Source organism: Streptomyces sp. enrichment culture (assembly GCF_964272895.1).
In the GTDB taxonomy this organism is placed as follows: Bacteria; Actinomycetota; Actinomycetes; order Streptomycetales; family Streptomycetaceae; genus Streptomyces.
On record NZ_OZ186832.1, the window covers coordinates 4592215 to 4606707 of the forward strand.

Genomic DNA, 14493 nt, shown 5'->3' on the forward strand with positions numbered 1-14493 from the left:
GGGACATGTTCGAAGGACACGCCGGTCGAAGATCAGGGGCGTCTCGGGGGTCAACCCTGATGCCCCGCCGTGGCGGTCGTGTGACCATCGATGGCATGCCGGAAGCCGCAGCAGCACCCCTCGTCCCACCGCGGCCGCCGCGCAAGCTCTACCGCAGCAGCGACGGACGCTGGCTCGGGGGCGTGGCGCGGGGGCTCGCCGGGCATCTCGGGCTGCCCGTGATCTGGGTGCGGCTCGTCTTCGTGGGCCTGTTCATGGCGGACGGCCTGGGGGCACTGCTCTACGCCGCGTTCTGGTTCTTCGTGCCCCTGGGCGTCGGCGGTGTCGACGCGCAGAAGCCACCGTCGCTGGTCACCACCGAGACCGCGCCCGACGGCCGCCGCAGACTCGTCGCCCGCAAGCCGGACAAGGGCCAGATGGTCGCCCTGCTCCTCATGGTCGTCGTCGCCATGGTCTTCGTGGGCAACGTGAACCTGGGCAACGGCGCCAAGGCGTACCTGTGGCCCACCGTGCTCGTCGGCGCGGGCGTCGCCCTGGTCTGGCGGCAGGCGGACAACGCCCGCCGGGCTCGCTGGGTGGAGGTCGGCCGGCGCCGCCGCACCCTCACCCTGCTGCGTGCCGTGGCCGGCGTGCTGCTGGTCACGGCCGGAGTTTCCGGCATCTTCGTCCTGCAGGGCTCCGCGGCCCACCTCGGCTCCGTCCTCCAGGCGGCCCTCGCGGTCCTCGTCGGGATAACGCTCCTCGCCGGGCCCTACCTGGTCCGCATGACCCAGGACCTCTCCGAGGAACGGCTGATGCGCATCCGCGCCCAGGAGAGAGCGGAGGTCGCGGCCCATGTGCACGACTCGGTGCTGCACACCCTCACCCTGATCCAGCGCAACGCGGAGAACGCGAACGAGGTGCGCCGCCTCGCCCGCGCCCAGGAGCGCGATCTGCGCACCTGGCTGTACAAGCCGGAGGGCACCGGCAAGGACGAGGCCGACGAGCCGGACACCGTCGCCGACGCGGTACGGCGCAACGCCGCCGAGGTCGAGGACAAGCACGGCGTGCCGATAGAGGTGGTCGTCGTCGGTGACTGCCCCCTCGACGAGAAGGTCGCCGCACAGATGCAAGCCGCGCGCGAGGCGATGGTGAACGCCGCCAAGTACGGTGGCGAGGGCGGCGCCGTGCAGGTCTACGCCGAAGTCGAGGGCAGGACGGTCTTCGTGTCCGTCAGGGACCGCGGCCCCGGCTTCGACCTCGACGCGATACCCGCCGACCGCATGGGCGTTAGAGAATCGATCATCGGCCGCATGGAGCGCAACGGCGGCACGGCGCGGCTGCGCGCGGTGCCGGGCGGCGGTACGGAGGTCGAGCTGGAGATGGAGAGGGCGGAGAAGACGTCATGAGCGACCCGACCGAGACGAACGGCACGGCGGCAGCGGCGGAGGCGGCCGAGACCGCCGAGGCCGCCGAGACCGCGGAGGCGGCCGGCGGGGCGGGCGGGCGTCGTGTGCGCGTGGTCCTCGTCGACGACCACCGCATGTTCCGCACCGGCGTCCAGGCCGAGATCGGGCAGACCGAGCAGACCGGTGTCGAGGTGGTGGGCGAGGCCGCGGACGTCGACCAGGCGGTCACCGTCATCACCGCGACCCGGCCGGAAGTGGTCCTGCTGGACGTGCATCTGCCGGGCGGCGGCGGGGTGGAGGTGCTGCGCCGCTGCGCCGCGCTGATGGCGGACGCCGAGCAGCCGGTGCGCTTCCTCGCGCTGTCCGTCTCGGACGCGGCCGAGGACGTGATCGGAGTGATCCGTGGGGGTGCCCGCGGCTATGTCACCAAGACGATCACCGGCTCGGATCTCATCGACTCCATCTTCCGGGTCCAGGAGGGCGACGCCGTCTTCTCGCCCCGCCTGGCCGGCTTCGTCCTCGACGCCTTCGCCTCCACCGACGCCCCGCCGGTCGACGAGGACCTCGACCGGCTCACCCAGCGCGAGCGCGAGGTGCTGCGGCTGATCGCGCGGGGGTACGCCTACAAGGAGATCGCCAAGCAGCTGTTCATCTCGGTGAAGACGGTCGAGTCCCATGTCTCCGCGGTGCTGAGGAAGTTGCAGCTGTCCAACCGCCACGAGCTGACCCGCTGGGCGACGGCGCGGCGACTGGTCTAGGGGTCCCCCGGCTCTAGGGGTTCCTCGGCTCTGGGGGCTCCTCGGCTTTGGGGGTCCCCGGCGGGCATCGGCGCGCGATTCACTCCGGCCCCGTTCCAGGCCCCGGCCGCGTCAGACCACGCGGGTCGCCCCCGCGAAGGGCATCTCGTCGATCGGGGCCACGCGCACCGGGGCGGAGGGGTTGGGGGCGTGGATCATCTGGCCGTTGCCGATGTAGAGGCCGACGTGGCTGATGGCCGAGTAGAAGAAGACGAGGTCGCCGGGGAGGAGTTCGGAGCGGGAGACGCGTCGGCCGGCGCCGATCTGGGCGTAGGTGGTGCGGGGCAGTTCGACGCCGGCGGAGCGGTAGGCGGCCTGCACGAGGCCGGAGCAGTCGAAGGCGTCGGGGCCGGTGGCGCCCCAGACGTAGGGGCTGCCGAGCTTGCTGTAGGCGTAGGAGATGGCGGCCGAGGCGCGGGAGTCGGGGGCTGAAGCGGCCGCCGGGGCGGGGGCCTGAAGGGTCTCGCCGGAGCCGGAGCCGGAGCCGGTCGTGGCGTGTGCGGCGCGGGCCGTGCCGGGGACGGAGCCGCCCTCGGCGATCTGGGCGCGCTGCTGCGCCGTGAGGCGGGACAGCAGCCGGCGCGCGGTGTCGAGTTTGCCGGTGACGGTCTCGCGGTGTTCCCGCAGTTCGGCCTGGCGGGACTTGAGGGAGGCGAGCTCGACGCGGGCCGCGCCCCGCAGTTGCTCGATCTCCCGCAGCTGCTGCCGCACCCGGCGCAGGGCGGCGGAATGGCGGTCGCCCGCCCGTTCGGCGAGGGCGACGCGGTCGAGGAACTGGTCGGGGTCGGAGGAGAGCGCGAGGCGCAGGGCCGGGTCGAGGCCGCCCTGGCGGTACTGGGCCGCGGCGACCGAACCGAGTGCCTCGCGCGCCGAGTTGAGCTGGTCCTCCTTGCGGGCGGCCTCGTCGCGCAGGTGCTTCAGACGGCGATCGGCGGCGTCGGCCTTCTCCTTGGCGCCGTTGTACTTCTCGGTGGCCACCTCGGCCTCCTGGTACAGCTTGTCCACCTTGGCCTTGACCTGCGCCGGGGTCAGCTCGGGCGCGGCCTGCCCGGTGCCGTCGAGGGCGGTCGCGGTCGCCGCTCCCGCGAGGGCGAGGGTGGCCGCCGTACGGGCCGTGTTGCCGCCGACCGGGAGCTGTCTGGGCTTGCGGTGCGCTGCCACGTCGACCTGCACGTCCTTTCCTGGGACCGCCGGGACCCGCGACCACGGGAGGTGGGCCGCCGGGGGAGCGGCGTGCGGGACGGCTCGCGGACCGGCGACGGCCGCACAGGGGGGAGCGGACCGCCGCCGGACCTTCTCGGCGGTGGCGTCCGGCTGCCGCCCCTGGCCCGGGCGGCGATGGGGAGCCGGTCACCTGGGGGAGGACGCTAGACCCGAGGGTGACGGCTTGGTAACGCGATGCTGCAAAATGCCGAAAGCGGAACGGCCGTTGACCGCGGATGTCCATGGTTCGCGACGAGGGTGGCCGGCTCGCGCGGCGCTATGACCGATGCGGGCGTTCCGTGTCCCGGAGAAGCGAGGAGGTGCTATAGGGCGCCCATGCGTGCCGCTATAGCACGCGTATATCCAGCGGAGACCCGGTGACCATGCACTGGGGGGCACTACTACACTCCGGCCCTATGGACTTACTCATCAACTTTTTCGTAGGTGTGCATGTCATCGGTATCGCCGCGCTCCTCGGCGGTTTCATCTACCAGTTGAAGGCGGCCGGTCAGGGCACCGTCCGGTTCGCTCCCGGAATGCTCCACGGCGCCTTGGTCATGCTGGTCAGCGGCCTGCTCCTGACCGCGCTCAACAACGCCGACGACGTGGAACTGAACAACACCAAGATCGGCCTGAAGATGGCGGTGTTGCTCGCGATCCTCACGATCATCTTCGTGAAGCGGAGCGAGGAACAGGTCGACAAGCGGCTGTTCGGGCTGGTCGGCCTGCTGACGCTGGTGAACATCTTCACCGCGGTGCTCTGGACCTGACGTCCTGAGCGGTGAACCGTGGCGCAGGGCCGCGCAGTTCGGCCCGGGCGTTCAGCACCGCACCGGCGGCCACCGCGAGCCGTGCGGCCACCGAGATCCACAGCAGCATCCGTCCCGTCCCTCCCACCACGGCACGTCGACGGCGGCCGCGGCCGAGAGAGTCGCCGCCGCCGTCATGCCCGTTGCGAACACGGTGACCCACCGCCGCCCCCCACAGCACGCAGCGCCCGCCTCCGCTCAGGCCGGCCGCACCACGCTGTGGATCGACGACTCACCGTCGTAGTAGACGGACTCCTCGCGGACGTACGTCCCCGGCTTCGGCGCGTGGATCATCATGCCGCCGCCGATGTAGAGGCCGACGTGGGTGACGTCGTCGTAGAAGAAGACGAGGTCGCCGGGGCGGGCGTCGGAGAGGGGGACCGTGGTGCCCGCGTTCACCTGGTCGTAGGTGACGCGCGGGAGGTCGACGCCGGCGGCCTTCCAGGCGGCCTGGGTGAGGCCGGAGCAGTCGTAGGAGTCGGGGCCGGTCGCGCCCCAGACGTACGGCTTGCCGATCTGGGCGCGGGCGAAGGCGAGGGCCTTGTCGGCCTTGGTGCCGTAGGAGGAGTCGGTGGACGACGAGCCGTCCGAGGTGCCGGTGCCGGTGCCGGTGCCCGTGCCCGTGCCCGTGTCCGGTTCCGGGGAGGGCGACGCGTCGCCCGAGCCGGCCGCGGCCTCCTCCCGCGCCGCGGCCTCGGCGGCCTCGCGCCGCCGCTCCTCCTCCGCCGCCTGCCGCGCGGCGAGCTCGGCGGCCTTGCGGGCGGCCTCCTCGCGCTTCTTCTCCTCGATCGCGGCGAGGCGGGCCTTCTCCTCGGCGGTCAGCTGCGACAGCAGCTCGCGCGCGGTGGAGAGCTTCTTCTGGACGGTGGCCTTCGCGGTCCTCAGCTCGTCCTGCGCGTCGGTGAGCGTCTCCAGGCTCTGCGTGGCCTCGCGGCGCTTCTCCAGGGTCGCCGACTGCTGGTCGACGTAGTCGTCGACCGCGCTCTTCTGGCGGCCGGTGAGGCGGTCCATGAGCCGGGCCCGGTCGACGTAGTCCTGCGGGCTGTCGGCGAGCAGGAAGGTCGCCATGCCGGGGGCCACGGAGCCGGTGCGGTACTGGGCGGCGGCGAAGGAACCCAGCCGCTCGCGCGCGTCGTTCAGCCGCTGTGTGCGCCGCGCCACGTCGTCCAGGAGCGAGTCGACGAGCTTGCGCTGCTTGGTGGTGCGCTCCCGGGCCGCGTTGTACTTCTCGGTCGCCGACTCCGCCTGCCGGTACAGGTCGTCGACCTTCTTCTCGACCTCCTCCAGGCTCGGCCGGTCGTCGTCCGAGGGGGCGGCCTCGGCCGCCTGGGAGAGCAGTGCCACGGAGGTCAGGGCGGCGGTGGCCAGGGCGGGTGTCCGTATGCCGGCGATGCGCGGGCTCGCGGGGCGCGGCTTGCGGTGCGACGCCAAGGGAGGCGACTCCTTCCATCGGCCGCCTACCGGGTCGGTGGTGGGGGCACCCCCAGGCCCTTCGGGCTCCGGAGGAGGGTTCGGGCGGGTGGTTCGGAAGGCTTGCCCTACGGCGCTCCCGTACGGGAGTGGGCCGATTCACCCCAGTTTCGGTGGTCCCGGCTCCGGTGGGCGTGCGGGCGCACCGGACTCGGCGGAGGCCGCACGGTTCGGCGACGTTCGCCGGAGGGGGTCGTGCGGCCTGCCCGGCACCGTAGCCAACTCGTGTGGCTCGTGTGAAGGTTGGCGGGTGATATGCCCGATACATTTTCGTGACCTCGGCGTGTTCGGGCCGGGATCGGCGCAGGCGGTGGCGCCGAGGTCACGCACCGTGGTGGCCGGGAGTTTCCGGGACCGGGAACGGTTGTCGGTGGGGCCCCCTAGACTCGTAGAGCGATGAGCAGCCTCTTTGACGACAGCTTCCTGGCGGACCTCCAGGCCCCTCGCGGGCACGAGGAGGAGCCCCCGCCGCCGCCCGAGGACGATCACGCTCCGGAGTCGCTTCCGGACGATCTGTTCGGCGGGAAGTTCGACGTGCCCCCGGACCGGGACGCCTACTACCGCGACGGCGCCCCGCGCCCCGTGATCGACGCGGCCGCCCTGCTGGAGGGGCTGAACGAGAACCAGCGCGCCGCCGTCGTCCACTCCGGCTCGCCTCTGCTCATCGTCGCCGGAGCCGGCTCCGGCAAGACCCGCGTGCTCACCCACCGCATCGCCCACCTGCTCGCCGAGCGGAACGTGCACCCCGGGCAGATCCTCGCGATCACCTTCACCAACAAGGCCGCGGGCGAGATGAAGGAGCGCGTCGAGCAGCTCGTCGGCCCCCGCGCGAACGCGATGTGGGTGATGACCTTCCACAGCGCGTGCGTGCGCATCCTGCGCCGCGAGTCCAAGAAGCTCGGCTTCACCTCGTCCTTCTCGATCTACGACGCCGCCGACTCCAAGCGCCTGATGGCCCTGGTCTGCCGCGACCTGGACCTCGACCCCAAGCGCTTCCCGCCCAAGTCCTTCAGCGCCAAGATCAGCAACCTGAAGAACGAGCTGATCGACGAGGAGGACTTCGCCGCCCAGGCGTCCGACGGCTTCGAGAAGACCCTCGCCCAGGCATACGCCCTGTACCAGTCGCGCCTGCGCGAGGCCAACGCGCTGGACTTCGACGACCTGATCATGACGACGGTCAACCTGCTCCGCGCCTTCCCGGACGTCGCCGAGCACTACCGCCGCCGCTTCCGGCACGTCCTGGTCGACGAGTACCAGGACACCAACCACGCCCAGTACGCCCTGGTCCGCGAACTGGTGGGGACCAACGAGCACCCCGTCGACGTGCCCCCCAGCGAGTACGACGTGCCGCCCGCCGAGCTCTGCGTCGTCGGTGACGCCGACCAGTCGATCTACGCCTTCCGCGGCGCCACCATCCGCAACATCCTCCAGTTCGAGGAGGACTACCCGGACGCGACGACGATCCTGCTGGAGCAGAACTACCGCTCCACGCAGACGATCCTCTCCGCGGCCAACGCGGTCATCGAGCGCAACGAGTCCCGCCGCCCCAAGAACCTGTGGACCAACGCGGGCGCGGGCGCGCGCATCACCGGCTATGTCGCCGACACCGAGCACGACGAGGCGCAGTTCGTCGCCGACGAGATAGACCGCCTCACGGACGCGGGCGAGGCCAAGGCCGGCGATGTCGCCGTCTTCTACCGCACCAACGCCCAGTCCCGTGTCTTCGAAGAGGTCTTCATCCGCGTCGGCCTGCCCTACAAGGTCGTCGGCGGCGTCCGCTTCTACGAGCGCAAGGAGGTCCGGGACGTCCTCGCCTATCTGCGGGTGCTCGCCAACCCGGAGGACTCGGTGCCGCTGCGGCGCATCCTCAACGTGCCCAAGCGCGGCATCGGCGAGCGCGCCGAGGCGATGATCGACGCCCTCGCCCAGCGCGAGAGGATCAGCTTCCCGCAGGCGCTCAAGCGGGTCGACGAGGCGTACGGCATGGCCGCCCGGTCCACGAACGCCGTCAAGCGGTTCAACGCGCTGATGGAGGAGCTCCGTACGATCGTCGAGTCCGGCGCGGGACCGGCCACCGTCCTGGAGGCGGTCCTCGAACGCACCGGCTACCTCGCCGAGCTGCAGTCCTCCACCGACCCGCAGGACGAGACCCGGATCGAGAACCTCCAGGAACTCGCGGCCGTCGCCCTGGAGTTCGAGCAGGAGTCCGAGGAGAACCCCGGCGGACTGGCGGACTTCCTGGAGCGGGTCGCGCTCGTCGCCGACTCCGACCAGATCCCCGACGAGGACGAGGAAGGCTCCGGCGTCATCACCCTGATGACCCTGCACACCGCCAAGGGCCTGGAGTTCCCGGTCGTCTTCCTCACCGGCATGGAGGACGGCGTCTTCCCGCACATGCGCGCCCTCGGCCAGACCAAGGAGCTGGAGGAGGAGCGCCGGCTGGCCTACGTCGGCATCACGCGCGCGCGGGAGCGGCTGTACCTCACCCGCGCGGCGATGCGCAGCGCCTGGGGGCAGCCCTCGTATAACCCGCCCTCCCGCTTCCTGGAGGAGATCCCGGCGCAGCACGTGGACTGGAAGCGCACGGGTGCCACCGCGCCCGTCTCCTCCGGCCCCGCCTCCAGGATCGCCGCCTCGCTGTCCTCCTCCCGATCCCGCTCCTCGGCGTCGGGCGCCTCCGGCTTCGCCACCGGTCGCGGCGGGGGCGAGAAGCCGGTCGCCTCCCTCGCCGTCGGCGACCGGGTCACCCACGACCAGTTCGGGCTCGGCACGGTCATGGCCGTCAAGGGCACGGGGGCCAACGCCGAGGCGACGATCGACTTCGGCGACGCCAAGCCCAAGCGGCTCCTGCTGCGCTACGCGCCGGTCGAGAAGCTGTAGCCGGGGCTGTAACCCGGGCTGCGACCGACCACGACGAGTAAGCCCCGCCGTCCAGGACAGCGGGGCTTACCGGAAACGCTCTGGGCCTACGACGGCTCCAGGCCGTGGCTGCGCAGCCAGGCCAGCGGGTCGATCGACGAACCGCCGCCCGGACGCACCTCGAAGTGCAGGTGCGGGCCGGTGGAGTTGCCGGAGCTGCCGGAGTAGGCGATCGTGTCGCCCGCCTTGACGGTCGAACCGGAGGGGACGGCGTAGCTGCCGAGGTGGCAGTACCAGGTCTCCGTGCCGTCCATCGCCGTCACGATCACCATGTTGCCGTAGGCGCTGTTCCACTGCGTCCGCACGGTGCCGTCGGTCGCGGCCATGACCGGAGTGCCGTACGAGACGGGGAAGTCGATGCCGGTGTGCAGGGACATCCAGTTGACGCCGGACTGGCCGTAGTAGGCGCTGAGTCCGTGCTGGGCGACCGGGAGCGCGAACTTGGGGCGCAGCCGCTCCTTGCGGGCCGCCTCCTCCGCCGCCCGCTTCTTCTCCAGCTCCTGCTGAGCCTTGAGGTCGATGCGCTCCTGGGTGCGGCTGGCGCGGTCAGCGAAGTCGTCGGCCTCGGCGGTGAGGCTCTGCAGCTGGGTGTCGAGCTGGTTGTTGGCGGTGGAGGGTTGCACCGGCACCGCGTCCGAGGCGGTGGTGGCGGTGTCCTGGCCGTCGCCACCGGTGAGGCTGCCCACCGAGGCCGCGGCGATCCCGGCGACACCCATCACACACGCCGAGGGCACGGCCACCGTCAGCAGTGCCGAGCGCTTGGCGGGGGTGCGGCGGCGGGAGCGGGACGCGCTGCGCGAGCCCGCGCGCGGGGCGGCGGGGGCGGCCGGGGCGGTCTCCTCCTGGCCGTCGAGGAGGGTCAGGGCGGGGAGTTCACCGGTCTCGCGCGGATCGGTCTCCGCGTCGGGGTCCGCACTCGGGTCGGCGGGATCGTCGTACGCCGTGAGGTCGTCGTACGGGGAGGGCTCGCCGTGCTCGCCGGTGGTGGCGTCCGGGGTGGCGGAGTTCCACTGGGTGGCGTCGTATGCGCCGGTGTCGAAGCCCTGGGTGCCCCAGTCCCACTGCTGGGTCTGGTCGGCCGGGTTGCCGGACTGATCCGGGTGCAGCCAGGCGCCGGTGTCGCTCTCCCAGTGGGGGGACCCCCACTCGCTGTCGTCCGCGGCGGTGGCCTGCGGCGGGACGAGCGGCAGCTGCTGGCCGGTCGCCCAGGCCGTGGTGTCGTAGGCGCCCGTGTCGTAGGCGGCGTGGTGCTGGGCCGCGTAGGCGTCGTAGTTGAGGGTCTGCTGGCTGCCGGTGGACCACTGCGTGGTGTCGTACGCGCCGGTCTCGTGGTCGCTGCCGGGCAGGTCACCGAAGAGGGGGTCGGTGGCGTACGTGCCGGTGGTGTGAGCGGCGGTGGTGTGGATACCGGTGCTGTAGGCGTCGATGCCGTGGGCGTCGATGCCGTGGGTGCCGGTGCCGTGGGCGCCGGTCGCAAAACCGCTCGCGTCGTAGCCGCCGTATGTGGTGAAGTCGCCGTACGCGGCTTCTTGGGTGCCGTACGACGCATAAGGCGCCGAGGAGGCGTCAGAAGCCGGGGCCGGGGTGGTCATGGTCCCCGACGGGTGACGGTCGTTCACCAACTTCTCTTTCGCCTCGACAACAGGGGCTGCCAGAGCAGTGCGGCGACTGTACCCGGCGGTACGCGGGCACGACAATCTTCGGCAGGTTTCGCGTCAGCGGGAAACGGGCATTCGGCCGTGTTTCGGGGGACTGCGGGCACGACTTTGGCCTTGTGTTCGAAGATTGTTCGATCCCGGAAGCCCGTGGAGCGGGCTCGATCGGGCCTTGGGTACGGCTTCGGCCGTGGTCGAGTGAGGGTCGGAGGCCGGCCGTACGTCGGGTGAACCGCCGAAGTCGGCAGGGCGGCGGTGGGTTTGCGGCCGGGCCGCCGAACCGCCAGGCCGCCGGGCCTCCGGTCCGCTGTCGGGCCGCGGTCAGGTCCGTCGGCGGTCGTCGTCACGCCACGGTCAGTCCGTCGGCGGTCGCGGTGGTGGCCTCGGCCGAGGTGCCCGTGCCGTCCAGTGCCTGCCGTATCCCGTTCGCGACGGCGGGATGGACGGGCAGGGCGAGATGACCTATCCCGCTCACCCGCACGTTCTGGGCCAGCAGGTCGGGGTGGTCGATCCGGGCTGCCTCCAACGGGACCATCACATGGTCCAGATCGCTCCAGAAGGAGACGAACCGCGTACGGCAGCCGGGCGCCGGCCGCGACAGTTCCTCGACGACCGGTGAGCCGGGGCGCATCTGGCGCACGATCGGGTGGGCGTCGGCCAGGGGCGCGACCCGGGTGCCGGAATGCGGCGTGCCGAGCGTGACCAGGGTGCGCACCCGCGGATCCCCACCCAGCCGCTGTACGTAATACCGCGCGATCAGCCCGCCGAGACTGTGGCCGACGATGTCCACCTGCCTGCTGCCGGTGCGCTCGCAGATCTCCTCTATGTGGCGGCCGAGCAGCTCCGCGGCGGCGCGGATGTCGCAGGTGAGCGGCGAGTAGTTGAGAGAGGCGATGCGGTGCCTGCCGTGCTGGGCCAGGGTGCGGCGCAGCAGCAGGAACACCGAGCGGTTGTCCATGAACCCGTGCAGCAGCACGACCGGCGGCCGCTCCTGCGCCGGCAGCCGGGCCGCGCCGCCAGACACCGGCTCGGCCTCGGGACCGGGGGAGTCGGGGCGGCGCTCCTGGCTGATGCCGGAGGGGTAGAGGAGCAGATGCCCGGCGAGGATCGCGATCTCCAGGGCGGTCGCCTTGAGCAGGGCCACCGACAGGCCGGTCAGCTTGCCGGGCAGCAGGCGCCGGCAGAGCGGCTGCAGCGGCAGCAGGTCCCAGATGACCTTCATGACCGGCCTCCCAACGGCGCACGGGAGGACGGCCCTGTCCCCCGTATGCCCTCGTGGAGAGTCATGGCGAGTGCGGTCGACCGGTCCCCGGCGGCGGTCCCGGAGGGGTGTGCGGTCGAAGCGCGGAGGGTGGCGCGGACGGCGTGGGTGAGGTGATGAGGGGGTGTGCCGGCGCGGCGGTCTCGTCGTGGCTCTCCATGCGCGCGTTCCGCTGCGGTGTGCGGTCCCTCGGCCGCGGGCTGCCGAGGCGCGGGGGCCGCGAAGAGGCGGAACGGTGCGCGGCGAACGTGTCCCACGTGTGATTTCCCCCTCGGTCTCCTGCGCGAAACTGCCGGTTGCGGGATTCTGGAGATAACGTTCGTTCACTTCCCCGGTCAGTGTCGTCCGGGGCGTCCGTGCCGAGACGGCGCCGTCCCCCGGGGGGGCGGGTGGCAGCGGACTCGCGCGCATGTGGCCTGTGCCATCTGTGCGAGGTGTCCGAAGTGTGCGGTACTTGTCGGTACGGATGGATGAAGTCGCTTCATGGAGGCAGTGATGGGTGTGGCAGCCGGTCCGATCCGCGTGGTGGTGGCCAAGCCGGGGCTCGACGGCCACGATCGTGGGGCCAAGGTGATCGCGCGGGCGCTGCGCGACGCCGGTATGGAGGTCATCTACACCGGCCTCCATCAGACTCCCGAGCAGATCGTCGACACCGCGATCCAGGAGGACGCCGACGCGATCGGGCTGTCCATCCTCTCGGGGGCCCACAACACGCTCTTCGCCGCCGTGATCGACCTGCTCCGGGAGCGGGACGCCGAGGACATCCTGGTCTTCGGCGGCGGCATCATTCCCGAGGCGGACATCCCGCCGCTGAAGGAGAAGGGTGTCGCCGAGATCTTCACGCCGGGCGCCACGACGGCGGCCATCGTCGACTGGGTCCGCGCGAACGTCCGCCAGCCGGCGGGGGCGTAGGGCACCGGGGCGCGGGTCGACAGGGGGTGTGCCGGGCGGCCGTGCGGTGCTGCGGCGGGCGGGTGCGGTGGGCGCCGTGCCCTGCCGGGCGCGTCCCGGCGGCGGCTTGGCGGCTCGGGCGGGCCGGTGGGTGACGGCGTCTTCCCTTGCCGTGCACACCGCCGCCGTCCTACGTCGTGACCTCGCCCGGCGTCGCCCCTGAACCGTCCGCCGGGCATCTGTGCGGCAATGGGCGCTCGGCGCTCGACGGGGTGTCGTCGCCTCGTCCCGCCCCTGGCTCCTCCGCCGCTTTCCCTGTCGGTCCCTGCGTCGGCTCCGCCGTCAGTTCCTCCGTCATCGCCGCGCGCAGGCGCAACGTGGAGACCAGGCGCTGGAATGCCTCCGCCCAGTAGCCGCCGGCGCCGGGTGACGCGTCCTCCGGTTCCTCGGGGACGGCCAGCAGGCCGTCGAGGCGGTACGCCTCCGCCGGGTCGAGGCAGCGTTCGGCCAGGCCCATGACGCCGCTGAAACTCCACGGGTAACTCCCGGCGTCCCGAGCGATGTTGAGCGCGTCCACCACGGCCCGGCCCAGCGGGGCCGCCCACGGCACCGCACAGACGCCGAGCAGCTGGAATGCCTCCGACAGCCCGTGCGTCGCGATGAACCCGGCCACCCAGTCGGCCCGCTCCCCGGCGTCCAGGGTGCTGAGCAGCTTGGCCCGCTCCGCCAGCGACACCGCGCCGGGACCGCCCGCCTCGGGGGCCGACGGCGACCCGAGGAGCGCCCGCGACCACGTGGCGTCCCGCTGCCGAACGGCCGCCCGGCACCAGGCCGCGTGCAGTTCGCTCTGCCAGCCGTCGGCCACGGGCAGCGCCACGATCTCTTCCGGAGTGCGGCCACCGAGCCGTCCCGGCCAGGTGCCGAGCGGTGCCGCCTCCACCAACTGGCCCAACCACCACGAGCGTTCACCCCGTCCCGCCGGAGCCTTGGACACGACACCGTCCCGCACCATGCTCGCGTCGCACTCGTGAGGCGCCTCGACCCCGATCGTCGGCTCCTGGAGCGTGTGGTCCAGGGCCACGCAGACCGCGGCCCGGACCGCCATCCGCGCGGCGAGCGCCGACTCCGGCAGCGCCGACAGCAGCTCCGCCGCCGTCGCCCGCACATTGCGGCTGCGGTCGTCCAGCACCTGCTCAAGGAACGGCTCGTCCCCCGGCCCCAGCCCCACACGCAGCGAGTCGACGAACATCAGCCGGTCCTCGGCCCGTTCCACCGCCCACGTCGACGCCAGCAGCTCACGCGCGGCGGCCGGGTCCCGCGACCGCAGCACGGCCAACAGCGCGACCCGCTCCGCGAACAGCCCCTCCTGCCACAACCGCCGCACCTCTTGTACGTCGTCCAGGCGGGGCAGCGCCGCGCCACCCCCCGGCGTCGTCCGCAGGGCGTACCGCCAGTCCCGGTTGAACCGGGCCAGCCACATGGCGCGTGGGCCCGCGAAGGCCAGGGCGGCCGGGCGCAGGTCCGTACGGCCGCGGGCCGCGTCCAGCAGGGCGGGCAGCAGGGCCGGAGGAGCCGCGTAGCCACGGGCGTTGGCGGTGGCGAGCCACTGGGGCAGCAGTTCCATGAGGTCCGGGGTGCTGCCTCTGCGGCCGCCGGCGGCCGCGCCGGGCCGGTCGGCGAGCAGCGACGCCAGCCGCCGTGCCGCCGCGGCGGGCAACGGCGGGCGCGGGTCGACGGGGGCCGGCTCCGGTCGCCGCGCGGCCCGAGCCGGCCGCAGCCCCGCCCGCCGCCGCACGGTCTCCTGAGCGGCGGCGTCCAACAGGGCCGTGGGCGCCGCGGCCTTACGGCCGCTCCGCTCGGCGGTGGCGGGTGCGGGAGGGCGCGAGCCGCGCGCGGGTGGGGGGTGGCCGGTGTCGGGTTCGATGCGCGGCATACGGCGGTCGGTGCCGAGCAGGGCCGCGGTGACGAGGTCGTCCCAGAGGACCCGCTCGGGTGCGTCCGTGGAGGCAGGGTGCCTGGTCATCGGCTGCTTCCTTTCTTTGGGTCTGGATCTGGGGCTGAGTCTGGGTATCCGGGTCGGTCGGGGCCTGGGCCTGGGCC

Annotated in this window: 10 protein-coding genes; 5 read left to right on the forward strand and 5 right to left on the reverse strand. The window is 72.5% G+C overall.

Annotated elements, in window-relative coordinates; translation table 11 throughout:
* Nucleotides 1-95 precede the first annotated feature (95 nt).
* Nucleotides 96-1388 (forward strand): ATP-binding protein, encoded by a 1293-nt coding sequence (locus ACSU6M_RS20935; protein ID WP_437071304.1) that lies wholly within the window; start codon nt 96-98, stop codon nt 1386-1388.
* Entirely contained in the window at nt 1385-2146 is a 762-nt protein-coding gene (locus tag ACSU6M_RS20940) for a LuxR C-terminal-related transcriptional regulator (RefSeq protein WP_437071306.1), read from the forward strand. The genes ACSU6M_RS20935 and ACSU6M_RS20940 overlap by 4 nt, the downstream gene beginning before the upstream one ends.
* Nucleotides 2147-2257: 111 nt before the next feature.
* Here ACSU6M_RS20940 and ACSU6M_RS20945 read toward each other — a convergent pair whose 3' ends face one another.
* Nucleotides 2258-3346, reverse strand: a complete 1089-nt coding sequence (locus ACSU6M_RS20945; RefSeq protein WP_437075266.1) for an NlpC/P60 family protein — start codon at nt 3344-3346, stop codon at nt 2258-2260.
* A 458-nt stretch (nt 3347-3804) separates the two neighbouring features.
* On the opposite strand from ACSU6M_RS20945, the gene ACSU6M_RS20950 reads away from it, so the two are divergent.
* Nucleotides 3805-4158, forward strand: coding sequence for a hypothetical protein (locus ACSU6M_RS20950; protein WP_437071308.1), 354 nt, complete (start codon nt 3805-3807; stop codon nt 4156-4158).
* 237 nt (nt 4159-4395) lie between these two features.
* Here the strand turns inward: ACSU6M_RS20950 and ACSU6M_RS20955 are convergent, their stop codons facing one another.
* Complete coding sequence (locus ACSU6M_RS20955; protein WP_437071310.1) at nt 4396-5628, reverse strand: NlpC/P60 family protein; 1233 nt, start codon at nt 5626-5628, stop codon at nt 4396-4398.
* 435 nt (nt 5629-6063) lie between these two features.
* On the opposite strand from ACSU6M_RS20955, the gene pcrA reads away from it, so the two are divergent.
* Nucleotides 6064-8547 (forward strand): DNA helicase PcrA, encoded by a 2484-nt coding sequence (gene pcrA, locus ACSU6M_RS20960; RefSeq protein ID WP_437071312.1) that lies wholly within the window; start codon nt 6064-6066, stop codon nt 8545-8547.
* An 86-nt stretch (nt 8548-8633) separates the two neighbouring features.
* Here the strand turns inward: pcrA and ACSU6M_RS20965 are convergent, their stop codons facing one another.
* Both ACSU6M_RS20965 and ACSU6M_RS20970 read right to left on the reverse strand, forming a co-directional pair.
* Nucleotides 8634-10205, reverse strand: coding sequence for a M23 family metallopeptidase (locus tag ACSU6M_RS20965; protein ID WP_437071314.1), 1572 nt, complete (start codon nt 10203-10205; stop codon nt 8634-8636).
* Between the two features lie 379 nt (nt 10206-10584).
* On the reverse strand, nt 10585-11463 hold the full coding sequence (locus ACSU6M_RS20970; protein WP_437071316.1) for an esterase/lipase family protein: 879 nt from the start codon (nt 11461-11463) through the stop codon (nt 10585-10587).
* 534 nt (nt 11464-11997) lie between these two features.
* On the opposite strand from ACSU6M_RS20970, the gene ACSU6M_RS20975 reads away from it, so the two are divergent.
* Nucleotides 11998-12414 carry a cobalamin B12-binding domain-containing protein gene (locus ACSU6M_RS20975; RefSeq protein WP_437071318.1) on the forward strand — a complete coding sequence of 139 codons (417 nt, stop codon included), beginning with the start codon at nt 11998-12000 and terminating at the stop codon, nt 12412-12414.
* A gap of 169 nt (nt 12415-12583) precedes the next feature.
* Here the strand turns inward: ACSU6M_RS20975 and ACSU6M_RS20980 are convergent, their stop codons facing one another.
* Complete coding sequence (locus tag ACSU6M_RS20980) at nt 12584-14416, reverse strand: DUF5691 domain-containing protein (RefSeq protein WP_437071320.1); 1833 nt, start codon at nt 14414-14416, stop codon at nt 12584-12586.
* Nucleotides 14417-14493 lie beyond the last annotated feature (77 nt).

Excerpts from the sequence above, each read along its gene's own strand:
- ACSU6M_RS20935 (WP_437071304.1), top strand. The coding sequence starts at position 96 with ATGCCGGAAGCCGCAGCAGCACCCCTCGTCCCACCGCGGCCGCCGCGC.
- ACSU6M_RS20940 (WP_437071306.1), top strand. The coding sequence starts at position 1,385 with ATGAGCGACCCGACCGAGACGAACGGCACGGCGGCAGCGGCGGAGGCG.
- ACSU6M_RS20950 (WP_437071308.1), top strand. The coding sequence starts at position 3,805 with ATGGACTTACTCATCAACTTTTTCGTAGGTGTGCATGTCATCGGTATC.
- pcrA (WP_437071312.1), top strand. The coding sequence starts at position 6,064 with ATGAGCAGCCTCTTTGACGACAGCTTCCTGGCGGACCTCCAGGCCCCT.
- ACSU6M_RS20970 (WP_437071316.1), bottom strand. The coding sequence starts at position 11,463 with ATGAAGGTCATCTGGGACCTGCTGCCGCTGCAGCCGCTCTGCCGGCGC.
- ACSU6M_RS20975 (WP_437071318.1), top strand. The coding sequence starts at position 11,998 with ATGGGTGTGGCAGCCGGTCCGATCCGCGTGGTGGTGGCCAAGCCGGGG.
- ACSU6M_RS20980 (WP_437071320.1), bottom strand. The coding sequence starts at position 14,416 with ATGACCAGGCACCCTGCCTCCACGGACGCACCCGAGCGGGTCCTCTGG.